15 protein-coding genes and 1 tRNA gene are annotated in these 18,854 nt (G+C 63.9%); 5 read left to right on the forward strand and 11 right to left on the reverse strand.

The features are described from left to right. The first annotated feature begins 392 nt into the window (after positions 1-392). Complete coding sequence (locus AB6724_RS05980; protein ID WP_369337589.1) at positions 393-2,849, forward strand: putative bifunctional diguanylate cyclase/phosphodiesterase; 2,457 nt, start codon at positions 393-395, stop codon at positions 2,847-2,849. Between the two features lie 34 nt (positions 2,850-2,883). On the opposite strand, the gene AB6724_RS05985 is transcribed toward AB6724_RS05980, so the two are convergent. From AB6724_RS05985 to AB6724_RS06005, 5 genes are all read right to left on the reverse strand, one after another. Beyond that, positions 2,884-5,388, reverse strand: coding sequence for a YgiQ family radical SAM protein (locus AB6724_RS05985; RefSeq protein ID WP_369337590.1), 2,505 nt, complete (start codon positions 5,386-5,388; stop codon positions 2,884-2,886). Between the two features lie 283 nt (positions 5,389-5,671). Next, positions 5,672-5,863 (reverse strand): DUF2783 domain-containing protein, encoded by a 192-nt coding sequence (locus tag AB6724_RS05990; RefSeq protein WP_369337591.1) that lies wholly within the window; start codon positions 5,861-5,863, stop codon positions 5,672-5,674. Between the two features lie 11 nt (positions 5,864-5,874). Continuing rightward, positions 5,875-7,584 carry an FAD-dependent monooxygenase gene (locus tag AB6724_RS05995; RefSeq protein ID WP_369337592.1) on the reverse strand — a complete coding sequence of 570 codons (1,710 nt, stop codon included), beginning with the start codon at positions 7,582-7,584 and terminating at the stop codon, positions 5,875-5,877. A gap of 208 nt (positions 7,585-7,792) precedes the next feature. After that, entirely contained in the window at positions 7,793-8,683 is an 891-nt protein-coding gene (locus tag AB6724_RS06000) for a helix-turn-helix transcriptional regulator (protein ID WP_369337593.1), read from the reverse strand. Between the two features lie 170 nt (positions 8,684-8,853). Next, positions 8,854-9,024, reverse strand: coding sequence for a hypothetical protein (locus tag AB6724_RS06005; protein ID WP_369337594.1), 171 nt, complete (start codon positions 9,022-9,024; stop codon positions 8,854-8,856). 172 nt (positions 9,025-9,196) lie between these two features. Here AB6724_RS06005 and AB6724_RS06010 point away from each other — a divergent pair, with 172 nt between their 5' ends. Continuing rightward, complete coding sequence (locus tag AB6724_RS06010; protein ID WP_369337595.1) at positions 9,197-9,787, forward strand: IMPACT family protein; 591 nt, start codon at positions 9,197-9,199, stop codon at positions 9,785-9,787. A 215-nt stretch (positions 9,788-10,002) separates the two neighbouring features. Beyond that, complete coding sequence (locus tag AB6724_RS06015) at positions 10,003-11,628, forward strand: diguanylate cyclase domain-containing protein (protein ID WP_369337596.1); 1,626 nt, start codon at positions 10,003-10,005, stop codon at positions 11,626-11,628. 91 nt (positions 11,629-11,719) lie between these two features. On the opposite strand, the gene AB6724_RS06020 is transcribed toward AB6724_RS06015, so the two are convergent. The 5 genes from AB6724_RS06020 to AB6724_RS06040 form a co-directional block, all read right to left on the reverse strand. After that, positions 11,720-12,817: an NAD(P)-dependent alcohol dehydrogenase gene (locus AB6724_RS06020; protein WP_369337597.1), complete on the reverse strand. Its 1,098-nt coding sequence runs from the start codon at positions 12,815-12,817 to the stop codon at positions 11,720-11,722. Between the two features lie 178 nt (positions 12,818-12,995). Next, the gene (locus AB6724_RS06025; protein WP_369337598.1) at positions 12,996-13,193 is read right to left on the reverse strand and encodes a hypothetical protein; all 198 of its coding nucleotides are present in this window, start codon (positions 13,191-13,193) and stop codon (positions 12,996-12,998) included. 462 nt (positions 13,194-13,655) lie between these two features. Further along, entirely contained in the window at positions 13,656-14,090 is a 435-nt protein-coding gene (locus tag AB6724_RS06030; RefSeq protein ID WP_369337599.1) for a glycine zipper family protein, read from the reverse strand. A 46-nt stretch (positions 14,091-14,136) separates the two neighbouring features. Continuing rightward, positions 14,137-14,307, reverse strand: coding sequence for a hypothetical protein (locus AB6724_RS06035; protein WP_369337600.1), 171 nt, complete (start codon positions 14,305-14,307; stop codon positions 14,137-14,139). Between the two features lie 719 nt (positions 14,308-15,026). Then, a tRNA-Gly gene (locus tag AB6724_RS06040) sits at positions 15,027-15,100 on the reverse strand. A gap of 478 nt (positions 15,101-15,578) precedes the next feature. Here AB6724_RS06040 and AB6724_RS06045 point away from each other — a divergent pair. After that, positions 15,579-16,766 (forward strand): COX15/CtaA family protein, encoded by a 1,188-nt coding sequence (locus AB6724_RS06045; RefSeq protein ID WP_369337601.1) that lies wholly within the window; start codon positions 15,579-15,581, stop codon positions 16,764-16,766. Positions 16,767-16,791: 25 nt separating this feature from the next. Continuing rightward, entirely contained in the window at positions 16,792-17,697 is a 906-nt protein-coding gene (gene cyoE / locus AB6724_RS06050) for a heme o synthase (RefSeq protein WP_369337602.1), read from the forward strand. 173 nt (positions 17,698-17,870) lie between these two features. Here the strand turns inward: cyoE and AB6724_RS06055 are convergent, their stop codons facing one another. Next, positions 17,871-18,851 (reverse strand): c-type cytochrome, encoded by a 981-nt coding sequence (locus AB6724_RS06055; RefSeq protein WP_369337603.1) that lies wholly within the window; start codon positions 18,849-18,851, stop codon positions 17,871-17,873. Positions 18,852-18,854 lie beyond the last annotated feature (3 nt).

An 18,854-nucleotide genomic window follows, 5' to 3' on the forward strand; every position in this document is an offset into this window, starting at 1 on the left:
TCCGTCCCGCGACGGCTCCCGCCCCTCCCAGCTCCGCATCGCACCAGCCGCAGATCCGCGCGCACCGATCTGCTCCTGGCGCCCGGCTGCCCGTAGCCTGCAACAGTACTCGGCCCACTCATTTTATTGATGAGAAATAACGGCTGTTTATCTGTTTTCTGCCCAATATATCTATTCAGGAAACAAGGCCATTGGGCTTTTCTGTCATTAACTTTAGGCAGGGGTTTATGGAAGTTGTCCGACTTGCCGCTCTAGACGGGTATTCAACAGAATTACGAATAAATACAAGCCAAACAAGACCTAACACCCTGTGAACGCTCTGGCAGCAGACGCAGGGGCTTCAGACATTCGGCCCGGACAAAAGCAGACGTTTAAACCACCCGCCAAGATATATGCAGTCAAACACCAGCACCCATGGCTACTCTCTGCAGTTTCTGCAGCGAGTATGGCCTTTCGCCCTGCTGGTCGGCGTGCTGATACTCAGCGCCAGTTCCAGCCTTTATCTGCTTTCCTCCGTACGCAGCTTCGTCAACGGCGAAAGCCTCTGGTCCAAGGCGCAAAAAGACGCCATCTATTACCTCTCGCGCTATGCCGATAACGGCAAGCAGGCGGATCTGGACCGCTACCAGCAGGCTTTGCTGGTTCCCCATGGCGACGCCCAGGCCAGGGAGGCCCTCTACGGCGAGCCCGTCCAGCTCGATGTCGCGCGCCATGGCATAGAGCAAGGCCAGAACCACCCCGACGATGTGGACGGCATCATCTGGCTGCTGCGCACCTTCCGCCACTTCGCCTGGGTGCAGGAGCCCGTCCACTACTGGAAGCAAGGCGATCAATACCTGGAACAGCTGGACGCGCTGGCCCGGGAGATCCGCAAAAGCTATGAGGCCGGCGATCCGTCTGCCGCCAGCATCGCCACCTGGAAAAGCGAGATCGATCTGCTCAACCAGGGCGCGACGGCCGTCACCAAGGCCTTCAGCGATTCCCTGGGCCAGAGCTCGCGCAAGATGGTGGCGCTGCTGCTGGTGCTCAATTGCAGTCTGGCCCTGATCCTCATGGTTCTCTGGACCTGGCACACCTGGCACCTGGTGCAGCAGCGCGAGCAGATCCAGGCCGGTCTCAGAACCGAAAAAGAGCGCGCCGAAACCACGCTGGCCGCACTCGGCGATGCCGTCATCACCGCCGATGCCAGCGGCGTGGTCAATTTCATCAATCCCGTGGCCATAGGCCTGCTGGGCCTGCAAAAGCACAGCTCCGTGGGCAAGTCCATCAAGCAGGTGCTGCAGTTCTACACCATGGACTCGTCGTTCACCAGCGAAAGCCTGCTGACCCAGCTCATGGCCGACGAGGTCACCGTGCGCGACGAGCAGACGCACTGGGTGCGCCGCGCCGACCACAGCATTGTTCCGGTCAAGGTCATGGGCTCGTCCATAGTGCGCGACGGACAGGCCACGGGCGCGGTATTCGTGCTGCACGATGTCTCGCGCGAGCAGCAGTACATGGACCAGCTGTCCTGGAACGCGCGCCATGACACGCTCACCGGTCTTGAGAACCGCAGCGAATTCGAGCGCCGGCTGCAGAAACTGCTAACCCAAGGCCTGCACCAGGTCAAGCCCTGCGCGGTGCTCTACATCGATCTGGACCAGTTCAAGCTGATCAACGAAACCTGCACCCATTCGGCCGGCGACGAAATGCTGCGCGAAGTCTCGCGCATGCTGCAGGCCAGCCTGCGCGGCAGCGATTTCCTGGCCCGCATGGGCGGCGACGAATTTGGCGTGCTGCTGGAGAATTGTCCGCCGCCATCGGTTTCGGCGATTGCCGAAAAGCTGCGCCAGGCCGCCCAGCAGCTGCAGGTGAGCTGGGGCGAGAAAAGCCTGCGCACCAGCTTCTCCATCGGCGTGGTCCATATCCCCGGCGACGCCAGCAAGGTCTCGGACCTGCTGCGCATGGCCGACATGGCCTGCTGCCAGGCCAAGGAACGCGGGCGCAACAAGATCTTCGTCTACACGCCCGAAGACGGCATCTACAGCCGCTATGTGAGCGAGATGGAATGGGCCACGCGCATCCGCGCGGCGCTGGACGAGGACCGCTTCTGCCTCTATGCGCAGAGCATTGCCCCGCTGCAAAAAGGCGGCGAAGCCGGACTGCATTTCGAGGTGCTGCTGCGTCTGCGCGACGAGCAAGGCCAGATTCTGGGGCCCGGCGCCTTTATTCCCGCGGCGGAGCGCTACGGCCTCATGCCCTCGCTGGACCGCTGGGTGATCTCCAGAACCCTGCAGACCCTGGCCCAGCAGAGCGCCGGCTCCCAGCGCGTGGGCACCTGCGCCATCAATCTCTCCGGCACCAGCCTGGACGACGACAGCCTGCTGGAATTCGTGCAGTCCGAGATGCAGCAATACGGTATCGCGCCGCACACGCTGTGCTTCGAGATCACCGAAACCTGCGCCATCGAGAACCTCAGCAATGCCACACGGCTGATCCAGGCCCTGCGCTCCATGGGCTGCCGCTTTGCGCTCGACGATTTCGGCGTGGGCATGTCCTCCCTCACCTACCTCAAGCAGCTGCCCGTGGACTATCTGAAGATAGACGGCGGCTTCGTGCGCGACATGCTGCAGGATGCGGGCAACCACGCCATGGTGGAGATGATCAACCGCATAGGCCATATCCTGGGCAAAAAGACCGTGGCCGAATTCGTGGAAAACCGCGAAATCGCCGAAACCCTCAAGACCATAGGCGTGGACTACGCACAAGGCTATGCCGTGGCCCGCCCCCGGCCCATGACGGCCGACTACTTTGCGCCCACGCACGAAAACCAGCTGCCGCAGTGGTGCGACGCGCTGGCTCTGAGTTGAGGCCCTGACTCCGCGGAACTCCGCCGAACTCCGCTTAGCGCGGCTTGCGCGTGCCGCCGCTCTTGGCCGGCCCGGCCGCTGCCTTGAAGCCCGGCTTGGCCTTGCCGCCCACGCCCGCACGCGGCGGCAGTCCCGTGTGCTGGGTCAGCAGCTTGCCCGGCTGGGGCTGGCTGCTACGGAAACGCACGTCACCCTTGGGCTCCAGGCTGGCATCTTCCGAACGGCGGCGCACGGCCACGGCCTTGCCATCCTTGTTGGTGGTGTAGCCGATGCCGCCACCGCTCTTGGACGAGGTGCTGTTCTTCTTGCGCGCACTCTGATAACTGCCGTCCACCAGAGGCTGGAAGGTCGGAATCAGATGCTGCTTGCCGTTGCCGATCAGGTCGGCGCGGCCCATGGCCTTGAGCGCCTCGCGCAACAGCGGCCAGTTGTTGGGGTCGTGGTAGCGCAGAAAAGCCTTGTGCAGGCGGCGACGCTTTTCGCCACGCACGATGTCCACGCGTTCCTCGGCCTCGTCGCGCATCTGGCGGCGCACCTTGGTCAGCGTGTTGCGGCCGCTGTGGTACATGGCCGTGGCCGTGGCCATTGGGCTTGGGTAGAAGGTCTGGACCTGGTCGGCGCGGAAGCCGTTCTTCTTGAGCCAGATGGCCAGATTCATCATGTCTTCGTCGCTGGTGCCCGGGTGGGCGGCGATGAAGTAGGGAATCAGGAACTGTTTCTTGCCGGCCTCTTCGCTGAACTTCTCGAACAGCTGCTTGAACTTGTCATAGCTGCCTATGCCCGGCTTCATCATCTTGGTCAGCGGGCCCTGCTCGGTATGTTCGGGCGCGATCTTCAGATAGCCGCCCACATGGTGCTGTACCAGTTCCTTGACGTACTCGGGCGACTTGACGGCCAGGTCGTAGCGCAGACCGGAGCCGATCAGGATCTTCTTGATGCCGGGCAGCTTGCGCGCGCGGCGGTAGATCTTGATCAGCGGCCCGTGGTCCGTGTGCAGGTTCTGGCAGATGCCGGGGAACACGCAGCTGGGCTTGCGGCAGGCCGCTTCGATCTGCGGGCTCTTGCAGCCCAGGCGGTACATATTGGCCGTGGGGCCGCCCAGGTCGGAAATGGTGCCGGTAAAGCCCTTGACCTTGTCGCGGATCTCTTCGAGCTCCTGGATGATCGAGTCTTCCGAGCGGCTCTGGATGATGCGGCCCTCGTGCTCGGTGATGGAGCAGAAGGTGCAACCGCCAAAGCAGCCGCGCATGATGTTCACCGAGGTGCGGATCATCTCCCAGGCCGGAATCTTGGTCGCACCCTCGTGGCTGCCGCTTTCGTCGGCATAGGCGGGATGCGGGCTGCGTGCATACGGCAGGCCGAAAACCCAGTCCATCTCTGCCGTGGTCAGCGGAATGGGCGGCGGGTTCATCCACACATCGCGGGCCGTGGTCCCCTCGCCGTGAGCCTGGACCAGCGCACGGGCATTGCCGGGGTTGGTCTCCAGGTGCAGCACGCGATTGGCATGGGCGTAGAGAATCGGGTCGCTCTTGACCTCTTCGTAGCTGGGCAGGCGCAGCACGGTACGCTCGCGCGGAGGCAGCTTGGACTTGCTGCGCAGCGAGAGATTGGGCACGAACTGTATGGGCTGTACCGATGCCACGGATTTGGCATCATTTGCGCCGCTGCCACAGGCCGCGGCTGCGCTGTCGGCGCCTGATTTCGCAGCATCTTCCTTGGAGCAGCTCTGGCCCTGGGCCTCGGCCTGCTCGCTGGTCGTCATATAGGGGTTGATATGGGGCTCGACCTCGCCGGGCTCGTCCACCGTGGTGGAATCGACCTCGAACCAGCCCTCTTCCGACGCACGGCGGAAAAACGAGGTACCGCGCACATCGGTGATGTTCTCCACGGGTTCGCGCGCCGCGATGCGGTGCGCCACCTCGACCAGGGCCCGCTCGGCATTGCCATAGAGCAGGATGTCGCACTTGCTGTCCACCACGATGGAGCGGCGCACCTTGTCGCTCCAGTAGTCATAGTGGGCGATGCGGCGCAGCGAGCCCTCGATGCCGCCCAGCACGATGGGCACGTCCTTGTAGGCCTCGCGGCAGCGCTGGCAATAGACGATGGCCGCGCGATCGGGGCGCTTGCCGGCCACATCGCCGGGCGTGTAGGCGTCGTCGGAGCGGATTTTGCGATCGGCCGTGTAACGGTTGATCATCGAGTCCATGTTGCCGGCCGTCACGCCCCAGAACAGATTGGGCTTGCCCAGGGCCTTGAAGGCCTCGGCGCTCTGCCAGTCGGGCTGGGCGATGATGCCCACGCGAAAGCCCTGGGCCTCAAGCACGCGGCCGATCACGGCCATGCCAAAGCTCGGGTGGTCCACATAGGCATCGCCCGTGACCAGAATGATGTCGCAGCTGTCCCAGCCCAGCTGATCCATCTCCGCCCGGCTCATGGGCAGGAACGGCGCCGGGCCAAAGCGCTTGGCCCAGTACGGTTTGTAGCTGGTCAGCGGTTTGGCATCGCGATGAAAAAAGGAAACATCAACCGGGGCGTTCATGTGGATGGGGCTCTAGCGGCCAGTGCGGGGAAAGAACCGGCCAGTGTACTTTTCCGGCCCCGGCCTTGCACGCCTAAGGTCTTGCGCGTGCAGAGCTGGACTCCGAGTTTCATAGCATCCAGCGCCTTCCCCAATTAGAAATCAAACGGTATTCAGCGTGAAACCAAGTAAAAACAGGCGCTTGCCACTTTCAACTTCATAGCAGATCAAGTCGGCTTTTAGCCGGCCTGCAAGCAAAAAAGCCCGCCATGCGCCGGCGGGCTCGATGGATTGGAGTCCCGATTCAAAGATCGCGCTGGGCCGCGGCAATCAGCTCAGCAAAGAGCTGGGCATCGCCCAGGCGGTTGGCGGCCAGCAGCGCCAGCTTGACGAGCAAAAGCTCGGACTTGTCGGCACCCGCGCCATCTATGGCCGTGGCAAGCTGGTCGTAGACGGTTTCCAGGCCGGCGATATCCAGGGTCTTGGCAGTGTTCATTTCGGGTCTCCTCAGGCGGGCAAGGCCGCCTTGAATGCGGCTTGCAGGCGGTTGGCGTCCAGCGCCATCCAGCGCGCGCAGACATGTTGATCGGGGCGCAGCAGATAGGCCGCGCCGTTGGCCATCACTCCGTAGCGGCCGCGGCAGCGGCCCTGGCTGTCGTCCAAGACCAGATCGGCGCCAGCCACCGCTGCCGCCCCCAGGCTGCTGACGGCGATGATGCGCGCGCCGACACCGCGCGCCCTCACGGCGTCCACCACCTGGCGCAGCTCGGCAGGGATGGGCTGGCCGTCGCTGAAGTACAGCAGATCGAAGCCGCCGCCCAAGTGATCAAGCAGATAGCTGTCGGCCGCGAAGCGCACGTTCACGGGCGGCGCGCCATGGGCGGGGCCGGATTTGAACAGCAGATTGTCGTCGCCCACGCTGTTGAGCGGCGATTGGCCGTACTCATGCGGGCGCGAAGTGCGCCAGTGATAGAGCGGGCCCACAAAGGGCTGACTCAGCGACAGGGACAGCACGGCATCGCGCAGCAGCCTGAAGCCGCGCGTGGGCGGCGCCATGAAGCGCGTGCTCTTGCCCGCCTCCTCGACGATCTCGCGGGCCGCGCCCACGCGTTCGCTGCTGTAGCTGTCGAGCAGCCTGGGGCTGGCCGCGCCCTTGGCCACCAGGGCCAGGCGCCAGCCCAGGCCTTGCGCATCCTGAAAGCCGGTGTTGGCACCGCGCACGCCGAAGATCGGCAGCATATGGGCGGCATCGCCCGCAAAGATCACGCGGCCATGCACATAGCTGGGCAGGGTCAGAGCGCGCGCCGAGTAGACCGAGCTCCAGTCCATCTCCCAGGGCGTGCCGCCAAAACCTATCATTTCCAGCTGGGCGTCGATGCGCGCCTTGAGCGACTCGGGCTTGAGCGCATCTTCGGGGTCTTCGCCGGCGGGCAGCTGATAGTCCACGCGCCAGATGCCATGCGGCTCGCGGTGCATGAGAATGGTATTGCCGGGGTTCCAGCCGGGGTCGAAGAATGCCAGGCGCTCGGTGGGCAGGGGCAGATCGATGCGGATGTCGGCGATCACGAAACGGCCTTCGTAGGAAGCGCCTTCCATCAGCAGATTCATGGCCGTGCGTATGCCCGAGCGCGCGCCGTCGCAGGCCACCAGCCAATCGGCCTGCAGCTCGTAGCTGCCTTCGGGAGTATCGACTTCCACCTTGGCCGTCGCGCCCTCGCCTGCGCCGATCTGCTCGACCTTGTTCACGCGATTGCCCCAGCGCAGCTCGATCAGCGGGTTGGCCGCCACGGCATCGACCAGATATTCCTCCAGATACTGCTGCTGCAGATTGATCATGGGGAAGAAGCGGTCGTCGTCGGCGCGCGCGTTTTCCATGCGGAACACGCGCTGGCCGCGGTAGATGGAGTTGCCATAGCACCAGGGCAGCCCGGTTTCGGTCACGCGCTGAGCCACGCCCACCTGCTGCAGGATCTCCATGGAGCGGCGTGTGAACACGATGGCGCGACTGCCTTCGGAAACCTGGAGTTCGGACTCCAGCACCACGCAGCGCTGGCCGTGGCGCGCGATCTCCAGCGCCGTGGTCAGGCCCACGGGGCCGGTGCCGACGATGACTATCGGGTGTTTCTGTGCGCCCGGATGCTCGGAGGCCAGCCAGGGCCGGTGAACCCGGTATTGGTAATAGATAGAGCGGCGTGGCTCTGCGTGGGGCTGATGCATGTCTGTGTCTCCTTGGAGGGCGCCAGGGTGGAACCTGCGGGCGCCCAAGCCTGTTGCTGGCTGGAAGCACAGTGTAGAAAAGCCCGTCGCGCCGCATGTCACCATATGGAGACATATGGTCGGATGCCTATCGCATCGTAATCGAGTACGCCTCCAGCCCTTGCCTGCTCTGCGCCAGCAGCTATCAAAACAAGTATCCGACAGAGGTTTACAGCGGCCCGTCCATGGCTTCGGCAGGCTCCATGAGCAGCGCAAACAGCTCGCGCTGGCCCTGCACGCCGAGCTTGGCGCAGACGCGCTTGATATAGGTGCGCGCGCTGCTGAGCGTGATCCCCAGGCGCTGCGCGAGCGCATCGGCATCCAGCCCCTGGGCGAGAGCCCGCACCACATCCAGATCCCGCACGGTCAGCTGCTCGAAGCGCCGCGCCAGCCGCCCCAGCACCAGGCCCACCAGATCATCCTGCAACGCCTGGCCCGCATAGTGCAGGCGCATGGCCTGCATGACCAGGGGCGCAAAAGCCTCGATCTGCGCAATGGCCGCGGCATCGAAGCGGCCATGCTCCTCGCCCCGGTAGAGGTTGACGGACAGCCAGCGCGCGTTCTCCTGCAGCATCAGCAGCGACAGCCGCTCGGCAATGCTGGGCAGCTCGTAGCAGACATGGCGGTATTCGGGGTGCTGCACATCGTCCGGCGCCTGGCGGTGCAGCCAGACGCGCGGCTTGGCGTGCGGGTCTGCGGCCAGGCGCGCCAGCTCGGCCTGCATCACGCGCTGCGAACCGTCTAGCGGATAGAAGCGCTCGCTGTAATCCTGCGAGATCATGGGCAGCGCGCCGGTGCGCGCCCTGTCGCCCAGGCCCACCACACGCGGCCGCGCCATGCCCTGGAAGGAAAAAATCGTGCATTGCGCCAGCGGCACCTGCCGCCCCAGCAGATGCAGAATCTGCTCGGCCAGCGCATCGCTGCTGCTGCGCCCCACTTTCTCCAGCAAGGCCGTGACATCGGCCAGAGCCACGGGCAGCTGAGCGGCCTGCGCGGCCGCAGGCAGCAGCATCCAGTGCGAACGATGGGCAACAGAAGCGGAGCAAGAAGAGGCAGACATGCGCTGGGGAAAACAGGCCAGCCTGGATTGTCACCGCAAGGCCCGCGTCAAACACGGCCACGGGCAAAAACCGGCCGATCGGGTGCAGATCAAGCGGTTCGGGCATTCAGCAACAGTCGCATGGCAGCCGTCTTGTGCCGCGGCCGCAGTCGCGCAGATCCGTAGAGCGCCTACCACTCGCCCACATTGCGAATGCGCTGCAGCAGATCCCATTCGTCCTCGGCGCCGCTGGTCTGCATCAAGGGTTCGTCTTGCTCCTGAGCCAGCGGCGGCGGGGAATAGTGCTCACGGCCAAAGGTGTGCTCGCTCAAGACCTGATCTGCGGTGGTATGCATGTTCATGGCTGCCTCCTTCTCGCAAAAGCTTAATGCGCCCATCGGACCTCGTCTGTAGGAAAGCGAAACGGCGGCGCGTCTGCCTGAGCTGACCGCGGCGTCATCCTGCCATCGGGCCGTCATCAAATCGCCAACCTGCCCAGCAGGCCGCTGCTTTGGGGTTATGCTGCCGACCGCCATGCCCCAGACTCTCCGCGCCCCTGCACACAGTGACCTGACCATCAAGAAAAGCCGCTTCATCGGCTGCGTGCAGCCCATGACGGACCGTGCCAGCGCCCAGGCCGTGGTGGAAACACTGAGGCGCGAACACCCGGGCGCGGCCCATGTCTGCTGGGCCCTGCTGGCCGGCGGCCAATCGGCGGCCGTCGACGATGGCGAGCCCAGCGGCACGGCCGGCCGCCCCATGCTGGATGTGCTGCGCCACCAGGATCTCGAAGGCGTGCTGGCCACCGTGGTGCGCTATTTCGGCGGCGTCAAGCTGGGTGCCGGCGGGCTGGTACGCGCCTATACCGACGCCATTGCCCAGGCGCTGCTGCAGGCCGAAAAAATCGCCATCCAGCGCATGCAGACCCTGCTGTGCACCGCCCCCTATGCGCTCGAAGGCCTGGTGCGGCGCATGGCGGAGTCTGCCGGCGCCGAGCTGCTACAGGTTGAGCATGGCAGCCTGGTCAACTTCCGGCTCAAGCTGCCCGAATCCCAGGCCGCGGCCTTTGTCAGTGCCCTCAATGAAAGCGGCCAGGGCCGCATAGGCTGGCTCGAACCCGACTGAGGTCCGGCCAACAGCCCTCCCCGGCCTGTCCGCGTCTGCAGATTCCCCAATACCGGCCGCACCTCGTTTATAAAGAGAGGATAGAGAGACATCCAGGCGGAGCGCCCCGTGTTCGAGCGGGCAGGCACCGACCAGGAGCGAGGGACCAGCCTAGGCCTACCTAGCGCAGCAGTGCGCAGCGACGGAGCCCGGGCGCCGATAGGGGGTTGCAGCACATGTACAACATCGCGGAAGCAGGCCGAAAGTTCGTCCGGCCGGCCCAGGGCTGGGCCTCATGGTCATTGCGCCTGCCCCAAAACCAGAGCGAATCCCCGAGCATCCGCGCCACCCTGGCCTTGCTGGTCGTGCTGTGCATTCTGCCTATCTCGCTGGTGGCCGGGCTGCTGCTCGTCAACTACTACAAGCACGAGCAGCGCCAGCTTTCCATCAGCGTCCTCAACCAGGCGCAAAGCCTGATGCTTGCCGTCGACAGGGAATTTGCCGCCACCCAGGCTGCGCTGCAGGCGCTGAGCACCTCGCACCGCCTGGCCACCGGAGATCTGGAGGGCTTTCACAACCGCGCCGAAGAGGTGCTGGAGAATGTGCAGGCGGACAGCATCGTGGTCGTCGACCCTTCGGGCCAGCTGCTGCTTTCCACGCATCTTCCCTATGGCGCTCCACTGCCAAAACTCAAGGACAGGACTCTGCTGAACCAGATTCTGGAGACCGGCAAACCCGGGGTCTCCAACCTGTTCACGGGCCCCATCGTCAACCGCCCCATCTTTACCGTCGGCGTTCCGGTGAAAATCGCCAACACCACGGCCTACTCGCTCAACGCGACATTCACCTCGAAACAGATAATGGCCGTGCTGCAGGCCCATGGCTTTCCCGATTCGTGGCGGGTAGTCGTCATGGACAGCACGGGCCATATCGTGGCGCGCTCCCGTGACCTGGACAAGTTTCTCGGCAAATCCGTGACCCCGGACCTGATCGACCACATGCGCCAGTCCAACGACGACAGCTTCGACTCCGTGACACTGGACGGCGTGCCGGTACTGACGGCTTTCAGCGCCTCGCCGGTTTCCCACTGGTGTGTTGCCGTGGGCATTCCCAAGGCCGAATTGACGGCGGGACTGCGACACACCTTGCTGCGCCTGGTGTTTGGGACCGCTGCGGCCCTGGGCATAGGCCTGTGGCTGGCCTGGTTTGTCGGCGGGCGCGTGGCGCGCTCCATCACCGGGCTGATGCAGCCGGCCATCGAACTGGTCTCGGGCGAGAAGCTGGAAATCCCTCCCCTGCATTTCAAGGAGGCCAACGCCATGCGCAGCGCACTGCTGCAGGCCTCGGAGCTGCTGCAGCAATCCAGGCATGATGCCCATCACGATGGGCTCACGGGCCTGCCGAATCGCACGCTGTTCCATTACTCCGTGGCCCAGCAACTGGCGCTGTGCCAGCGCAACAACAAGGAGCTGTGCATTCTCTTCATCGACCTGGACGGCTTCAAGGCCGTAAACGATACCCTCGGCCATGCGGCGGGTGACCAGCTGCTGCGCGAGGTTTCGCAGCGCATGACCCGTGCCTGCCGGGAGTCGGACATTTCGGCCCGGCTTGGCGGCGACGAGTTTGCCGTGGCCCTGATCCATTCGGATCTCGAGCATTCGCGCGTCTTTGCCACGCAGCTGGTGGAGCTGATCTCCCAGCCCTATATGCTGGGCGGTTGCCGGGCCGAGGTCTCGGCCAGCATAGGCATAGCGCACTTCCCGAGCACGGCCACCGATGTGGATACGCTGCTGGCCAAGGCCGATCACGCCATGTACCAGGCCAAATCCACGGGCAAACGGCGGGTTTGCCTGGCGAGCTGATCGCCCTTGTCTGAAGGCCTGTGTTCCGGCATGGCTCAAGCAAAAGGCCACCCTCGGGTGGCCTTCAAACTACCATGAGCGACTAGCCAAGTCAGGGCTTGATCGCGATCTTCAGCACCCCGTCGCGCTGATGGCTGAACAGGTCGTAGGCATCGACGATGTTTTCGAGCTGGTACTTGTGCGTGACCAGGGGGTTGAGATCGATGCGCCCGCTGGCGATGACCGACATCAGCCGCCGCATGCGCTCCTTGCCACCCGGGCACAGTGCCGTATTGATGCGGTGATCGCCCAGCCCCGCGCCAAAAGCATCGAGCGGAATCTTCAGATCCGTGGAATAGACGCCCAGACTGGACAGAGTCCCGCCAGGACGGATGCAGCGCAGCGCGCTCTCGAACGTGCCCTGGGTGCCAAGCGCCTCGATGGCGCTGTCGGCTCCCTTGCCTCCCGTGATCTTCAGCACTTCGGCCACCACATCCTGGGTCTTGAAGTTCAAGGTGATATCGGCGCCCAGCGCCTTGGATACGGCCAGCCGCTCCTCATTTCCGTCCACGGCAATGATGGTGCTGGCTCCGCGCAGCTTGGCGCCGGCCGTCGCGCACAGGCCGATCGGACCCTGGGCGAACACCACCACCACATCGCCGATCTTGATATTGGCGTTTTCCGCACCCGCAAAACCCGTGGACATGATGTCCGGGCACATCAGCACCTGCTCATCGCTCAGCCCGTCCGGGACGGGAGCCAGATTGCCCTGGGCATCGGGCACGAGGATGTACTCTGCCTGCGCTCCGTCGATCAGGTTGCCGAAACGCCAGCCGGCGGTCAATTTATAGCCATGGCAGCCGCAGCGGCCGCTTGCGGCCAGATAGCTGCCGTCCTGAGAGGAGGCTCCATCCTGCGCCGCATAGCTGTTGAAATTGGGGCAGATCGCGCCCGCAATGACGCGCTGCCCCTCCTGATAGCCCTGGACCGCGCTGCCCAGCTTGACGATGACGCCCACGGGCTCATGTCCGACCGTGAGCCCCTTGGCAACCGGATATTCACCTTTGAGAATATGCACGTCCGTGCCGCAGATCGTGGTCGTGGTGATCTTGATCAGCGCATCGTTGGGACCTATATCGGGAATCGGCTTGTCTGCGAGCTCGATGCGACCGGGCTCCACAAAGACGGCTGCTTTCATCATCTGTGCCATGACGTTTCCTCTCAATCCTTGGGTGGTTGGGAACTGCAATGTGCAGACTCGTCCGAAAGACTACCCCTCCCGGCGCCCAAGCTGATTGATGCACATCAACGACGCCGTCCTGCTGCAGCAAACCATGAAGCGCGGAAGTCATTGGGTTTCGCATATCAGTATGCTGCAGCAGCCTGCCTTAGCCACGGGTGCGGTGAACGTGTTGTGCCTGGGACAGCTCGGCACTGGGCAGCTGCGATCCGGGCGCGAACAACGGAAAGCCGATGCCGCTGATCACGGGTGGGAGCGACTCGTATTTGGGCGCAGGGGCCTTGTCATCACAGCCCACAAGAGCAGCGGCGGCAACAAGCAATGCGATGGTGCATGGCAATCTCATGGCGGTCTCCTTTCACGATTGGAGCCCATGGTAAGTCCGGCCGAATCCTGAATATGCCCCAAAGTTGCAGCATCCATATCCGCTTGCATTCGCATGCAAGCTTGCGGAAAACGCCGCATGGCGTGAAATTCTGCAAAGTCGGAGGGATTGAATTGCGGCTCAACGGGCCTCGCGCGACCACCGGTTCAAGATTGCCGTAAAAATTCCAAAAAGATGTAGCAACCGGCCCGCTGTCGCGCTTTTTGGCTGGAGCCGTCTTCGTTGGCCGGGGAAATGGCGAGTCCTGGATCAATTAAAGCGCTGCCTAAAGCCCCGTCCATCTCCCATGCTGCAATAACTTGGGCAGCCGGCCTAGGCGGTCGACAATGGAGCGCTATCGAGATCAAGCTGCTGTTTGAGCTCGTCATCCCGGCGAGCGCCAGGATGACGAAACATCACGACTTCAAAGAGCCCGAGCACCTGTCACCGCATGTACCTCGGAACCTGATTGCCACGCGCATACATGCACTGCATGTAGGCGTTGTTGTACTGGTACTGGATCGCCCCCTGCGAATATGACGTGCTGGGTCCAGCGGCACTGGTTCCCACGATCGCACCGCCGGCGGCGCCTATACCGGCCCCCTGGTGGTTGCCCACGGCCGCACCGAGCGCGGCGCCGAGCACTGCGCCGACGGCGGCCGAGCCCACGGCACGCTCGTTGGCCGCCTGGGCCTGACCTCCAACCATGGACTGGGCGTACTGCATGCACATCGCCTGGTCCTGTTGGAACACTTCGAACGGCTTGGCCGGCGCCGGCATCACCAGCACCGTCGGGCCCATGGGCTGCGTCGCGCAGCCCACGAGCGCCAGCGTGCACGGCAGCGCCAGGGCCAGTAAACGTGAGGGTGTGAATGCCATGATCGTCAACTCGATGGAAAGACAAAAATCGGAGGCTGCGCGCCGCTCACGGACTGTCCGCCGGCGTTCTGGACTCGTGCCACGGCGTGCTGCATTGCTGCACCGCGGGGTAATAGCCCGGAGGGTCATCGCAGTAGTACGAGAAGGCCGGTTGCGGCGCCAGGTCGGTCACGCCCGCCGCATACGCCGGGTCCGCGTAGATAATGGGTGATACCACCAGTGGGTACGGATACACCGGTGCGGCATAGAAATACCACAGGCCTCCGGTAGCCCACCACCAGCCGCAGCGCCCGCCCCAGCAGGTCTGGCTCCAGCGGCCGCCGCTCCAACGCGCCCAACGGCCAGAATCCATGCGGTAGCCACCCCCGCCACGGGCCGGTCCGCCGCCCCAATGGCTACCGTAGGCCGCGCCACCATGGGAGAAGCCACCGCCATGACCACCATGGCCGCCGTGTTGCGCCAGGGCCAGGCCCGAGCCGCTCAGAAGAAGTGCGCCCGCGAGCAGCCAGCGCAGCGTGCGAGGTGAAGAAGATGCAGACATGTCCGTGCTCCTCGTCCACCGAATCGCGCCCTCCACACGCAGCGAAGAACGCTCCATCGATACCTTGCACGATACGCCTGTACTGTAAAGAGTGCATTGCCCCTGTGTAAATTTGCGCGACCGAGGCTGCGCGCCCAGGTCTTCGCTCTGCACGACGTATTCCCCAATGTGCTGCACGGCATACCCACGCGGCCATGCTGTTGATGGCGGGAGCAACGTCGGCCTATGCCGCCGGCCAGATGGGGCACTCAGTGGAGATGCTTTTGAACGTCTACGCGAAGTGGCTGGGGACGGCCACGGCGATCTGGAGCAGGCGAAACTGGAAAGCTCTATGCTCCATTCATGCCCCAAAAACCAGGCTTTCGAAGTAAGCCATTGATTTCAAAGAGGAAAATTGGAGCGGGCGATGGGAATCGAACCCACGTTATTTGCTTGGGAAGCAAGAGTCCTACCATTGAACGACGCCCGCATTTCTTGGCGAAACCACGAAATGGTTGCCCGGATACGCGACCGCGGCCGGGGCCGGGGCCGCGTGGTATGGGCGCTATCGTACATCAAGCCCATGCCCGATCCGCCAAAAATCCGGTGCTGCTGCCAAATTTCGGCTCGGGCTTTCCCTCAAAGGTAGCGGCTGGGAGAGCGCCTTCCTTGGCTTTATTAGGGGCACTTGGGTCGCAGCGGCTTTGCCACAAATCGCACGAGTAAAATTGTGCGGGATCAAACAGTCTGCATTTGGCTTGCAGCTCTGACACGGAGCGGCCGCCAGCCCATACAGGTTTCCGCCCATGCCGCACCGGGCTGTGATCCCTAACATCCATAACCACAAGTCTCGCCCGCGTCCGCCGAACCATGTCGATCTCTTTTTGCGACTTCGCCCTGCTTGCCGCGCATCGCCCGATCCGATGCACGGATGACGGCCGGATTGCCGCAGTTCCCGAGGTGCGGGCATGAGCGAGCAGGCGCTGTATGACCTGGCTCCGGCCCTGGAGCTGATGGCTTTCGGCCTGTGCCTGGCACTTGGGCCTTTGTTCTGGGTCTGGTGGCGCAATCGCGGCACCGGTCCCGGCAAGCGCCTGCAGGCGCTGTGCGTGCTGACGCTGTTTCTGACCTTCGATCTGGTGCTGTTCGGCGCCTTTACGCGCCTCACGGACTCGGGCCTGGGCTGCCCCGACTGGCCCGGCTGCTACGGAACCTCCAGCCCCATCGCGGCCCATGCGCAGATTTCCTCGGCACAGGCGGCCATGCCTACCGGCCCCGTCACACATGGCAAGGCCTGGGTGGAGATGATCCACCGCTATCTGGCCACCACCGTGGGCGTTCTCATCATTGCCATGACCTGGATGTCGTGGAAGCGTGCCATGGCCGCACGCCGCGCCGGCAATCCAGAGGCTGCGACGGGTGCCGCCAGCCCCTGGTGGCCCACGCTGGCCCTGCTCTGGGTCTGCATTCAGGGGGCTTTCGGCGCACTGACGGTGACCATGAAGCTGTTCCCGGCCATCGTCACCCTGCATCTGCTGGGCGGCACCGGCCTGCTGGCGCTGCTGTGCATTCCGGCTTCGGCCCTGAGCCGGCAGCAGGCCGGGCTGTCGCCCGCACCGCTGGCCTGGAGTTTGCGCTCCGCCCTGTGGCTGTGCCTGATTTTGCTGGTGCTGCAGGTCAGCCTGGGCGGCTGGGTCAGCACCAATTACGCGGTGCTGGCCTGCACCAGCTTCCCGACCTGCCACGGCAGCTGGTGGCCGGCCATGAATTTTGGCGAAGCACTGCAGATCTGGCGTCCACTGGGTCTGCTGGCCGACGGCAGCAACATCAGCTTCGAGGCCCTGACGGCCATCCACTACAGCCACCGCCTCATGGCCTATGTGGTGGTGCTGGCGCTGGCCGCCCTGTGGTGGGCGCTGGGCCGCGCACCGGCTCTGGCCCAGCAGCGCCGCCTGCTGGCCTTTTTCGTGCTGCTCCAAGTTTTGACGGGTCTGTCCAATGTGGTGTTGGACTGGCCTCTGGTGGCGGCCGTGCTTCACACGGGTGGAGCCGCGGCCCTGGTAACGATTGTGGTCTGGAGTCTGGCCGTGACGCGAGCAAATGCCGCCGTCGTCGCCGACACGGCAGGCCCGAGAACTGCGCAGCGCCTGGCCTGAGGTGGCGCGCATAAAGAGTGATTGCATGAATCAAAGTGAAGCCTTGCTGGACAACAGCTCTCGCCTGAGTCAGTTCTATGCGCTGACCAAGCCCCGCGTGGTCCAGCTCATCGTGTTCTGTGCGCTGATCGGCATGGTGTTGGCCGTGCCCGGCTGGCCCAGCGGCGCCCAGTGGCTGCATATGGCCCAGGCCTGTGCCGGCATCTGGCTGGTGGCCGCCGCCGCCGCCGCCTTCAACTGTCTGGTGGAGCGCCATATCGACGCCAAGATGAAGCGCACGGCCTGGCGCCCTACAGCGCGCGGCGAGCTGTCCGGTCAGCAGGCCCTGGCCTTCTCGGCCATTCTGTGCATGGTTGGCGCGACAATTCTCTGGGTCTGCACCAATGCGCTGACCATGTGGCTGACGCTGGCCACCTTCGTCGGCTATGCCGTGATCTACACCGTGGTGCTCAAGCCGGCCACGCCGCAGAACATCGTGATCGGCGGCGCCTCGGGCGCCATGCCGCCGGTGCTGGGCTGGGCCGCCATGACCGGCGACGTGGGCGCCGAAGCGCTGATTCTGTTTCTGATCATCTTCCTCTGGACGCCGCCACATTTCTGGGCGCTGGCACTGTATCGCGTCGATGACTACCGCAAGTCCGGACTGCCCATGCTGCCCGTGACCCACGGCAGCGAATACACCAGGCTGCAGATCCTGCTGTATACGCTGGTGCTGTTTGCGGCCGGCCTGCTGCCGTTCATGTACGGCATGAGCAGCTGGATCTACCTGATCGCCGCCGTCGTTCTGGGCGCGGGCTTTTGCGCCTATGCCCTGGCCCTGTACCGCAATTACTCGGACGAGCTTTCGCGCCGGACTTTCCGCTTCTCGCTGATTCACCTGAGCCTGCTGTTCCTGGCCCTGCTGGTCGACCACTACATCTGGCTGGGCTGATTGAAAGCCCCGCAGTCGACGCCAAGCCCGGTCACGCCGGGCTTTTTCATGCTCACCCAAAGATAGCTGGCGACACATATTGCATAAAGGCCAGCGGCCTGTTCGGCATCAAATCATAAAAAACGGCCAGCTCCGCGAGGAACTGGCCGTCTACATTGCTGCGTCGGGTCTCTTTACAGGCCCTTGAGCAGCTTGCCGTTGACTTCCTTGCCGTACATGGAGAACTTGCCGCCATGGTACTTCTCTGCCGTGGCCTGCAGATTGCCGTTGAAGCGCGGGTCCTGGCCGCGTTCCTGGCTGTTGATGAAGGTGGACACGTCCCAGGCTTCCTGGTCGGTCAGCGTGGCATTGCCGTAAGGCATGTTGTTCTTGATGAAGTTGGCAGCCTTGTCGATGTCGTGCATGCCGGCGCCCCAGTTGTAGGAGTCCTTGCCCCACAGCGGCGGGAACACGGGCACATTGCCCGACTTCTGGCCCTGGCCGTCCGCACCGTGGCACAGCGCGCACTTGGCTTCATAGACGGTGGCGCCACGCTCGTAGCTCGGGGTCTCGGCGGGCTCGCCCGCCTTCTTGAAGCCCGATCCCGGCAGCTTCTCGCCGGTCGGGGCCTTCTGCGCCATCCAGTAGGCATAGCTCTCCAGCGCCACCAGGATGTCGTGACCGTCCTGAGGAGCCTTGCCGTTCATGGAATACATGAAGCAGCCGCGGATGCGCTCGGCAAAAGTATCCACATGGTCGGTCTTCTTGCGATAGGCCGGGTACAACGGATAGGCGCCCCACATGGGAGCCGCACCCTTGAGGCGGCCTGCGTCCAGGTGGCAGTTCACGCAGTTGAGCGAGTTGCCCGAAAATCCCACGGCATTGTCGGGCGTGCGCAGGAACAGGGCTTCGCCGCGGCGGATCCAGTCGCCCATGGGGCCGTCGGGAATGTCGGTGGCGGCGGGCGGTGCGAACTCGCCGCTCTTGGCCACCACGGGCACGGCCTTGGCATCGGCCTGGACCACCTTGGCAGGCTCGGCCTTCTCGGGCTTGGCGGGGCTGCTGACATGCATGCCGTACCAGAGGGCACCTCCGAGGCCCGCGAACATGCAGGCCACGACGGCGTATTCGGCCAGATTGGAAGACTTGGCCGTATCTTGTTGTGCTTTGGACATGTT

This window comes from Comamonas guangdongensis (genome assembly GCF_041079535.1).
In the GTDB taxonomy this organism is placed as follows: Bacteria; Pseudomonadota; Gammaproteobacteria; order Burkholderiales; family Burkholderiaceae_C; genus Comamonas; species Comamonas guangdongensis.

What these genes read in the sequence shown, in the direction of transcription:
- AB6724_RS06025 (WP_369337598.1), bottom strand. Translation starts at nt 13,193, where the DNA reads ATGAGATTGCCATGCACCATCGCATTGCTTGTTGCCGCCGCTGCTCTT.
- AB6724_RS06015 (WP_369337596.1), top strand. Translation starts at nt 10,003, where the DNA reads ATGTACAACATCGCGGAAGCAGGCCGAAAGTTCGTCCGGCCGGCCCAG.
- AB6724_RS06045 (WP_369337601.1), top strand. Translation starts at nt 15,579, where the DNA reads ATGAGCGAGCAGGCGCTGTATGACCTGGCTCCGGCCCTGGAGCTGATG.
- AB6724_RS06030 (WP_369337599.1), bottom strand. Translation starts at nt 14,090, where the DNA reads ATGGCATTCACACCCTCACGTTTACTGGCCCTGGCGCTGCCGTGCACG.
- AB6724_RS06055 (WP_369337603.1), bottom strand. Translation starts at nt 18,851, where the DNA reads ATGTCCAAAGCACAACAAGATACGGCCAAGTCTTCCAATCTGGCCGAA.
- AB6724_RS06005 (WP_369337594.1), bottom strand. Translation starts at nt 9,024, where the DNA reads ATGAACATGCATACCACCGCAGATCAGGTCTTGAGCGAGCACACCTTT.
- AB6724_RS05995 (WP_369337592.1), bottom strand. Translation starts at nt 7,584, where the DNA reads ATGCATCAGCCCCACGCAGAGCCACGCCGCTCTATCTATTACCAATAC.
- AB6724_RS05990 (WP_369337591.1), bottom strand. Translation starts at nt 5,863, where the DNA reads ATGAACACTGCCAAGACCCTGGATATCGCCGGCCTGGAAACCGTCTAC.
- AB6724_RS06010 (WP_369337595.1), top strand. Translation starts at nt 9,197, where the DNA reads ATGCCCCAGACTCTCCGCGCCCCTGCACACAGTGACCTGACCATCAAG.
- AB6724_RS05980 (WP_369337589.1), top strand. Translation starts at nt 393, where the DNA reads ATGCAGTCAAACACCAGCACCCATGGCTACTCTCTGCAGTTTCTGCAG.
- AB6724_RS06020 (WP_369337597.1), bottom strand. Translation starts at nt 12,817, where the DNA reads ATGGCACAGATGATGAAAGCAGCCGTCTTTGTGGAGCCCGGTCGCATC.
- AB6724_RS06000 (WP_369337593.1), bottom strand. Translation starts at nt 8,683, where the DNA reads ATGTCTGCCTCTTCTTGCTCCGCTTCTGTTGCCCATCGTTCGCACTGG.
- AB6724_RS05985 (WP_369337590.1), bottom strand. Translation starts at nt 5,388, where the DNA reads ATGAACGCCCCGGTTGATGTTTCCTTTTTTCATCGCGATGCCAAACCG.
- cyoE (WP_369337602.1), top strand. Translation starts at nt 16,792, where the DNA reads ATGAATCAAAGTGAAGCCTTGCTGGACAACAGCTCTCGCCTGAGTCAG.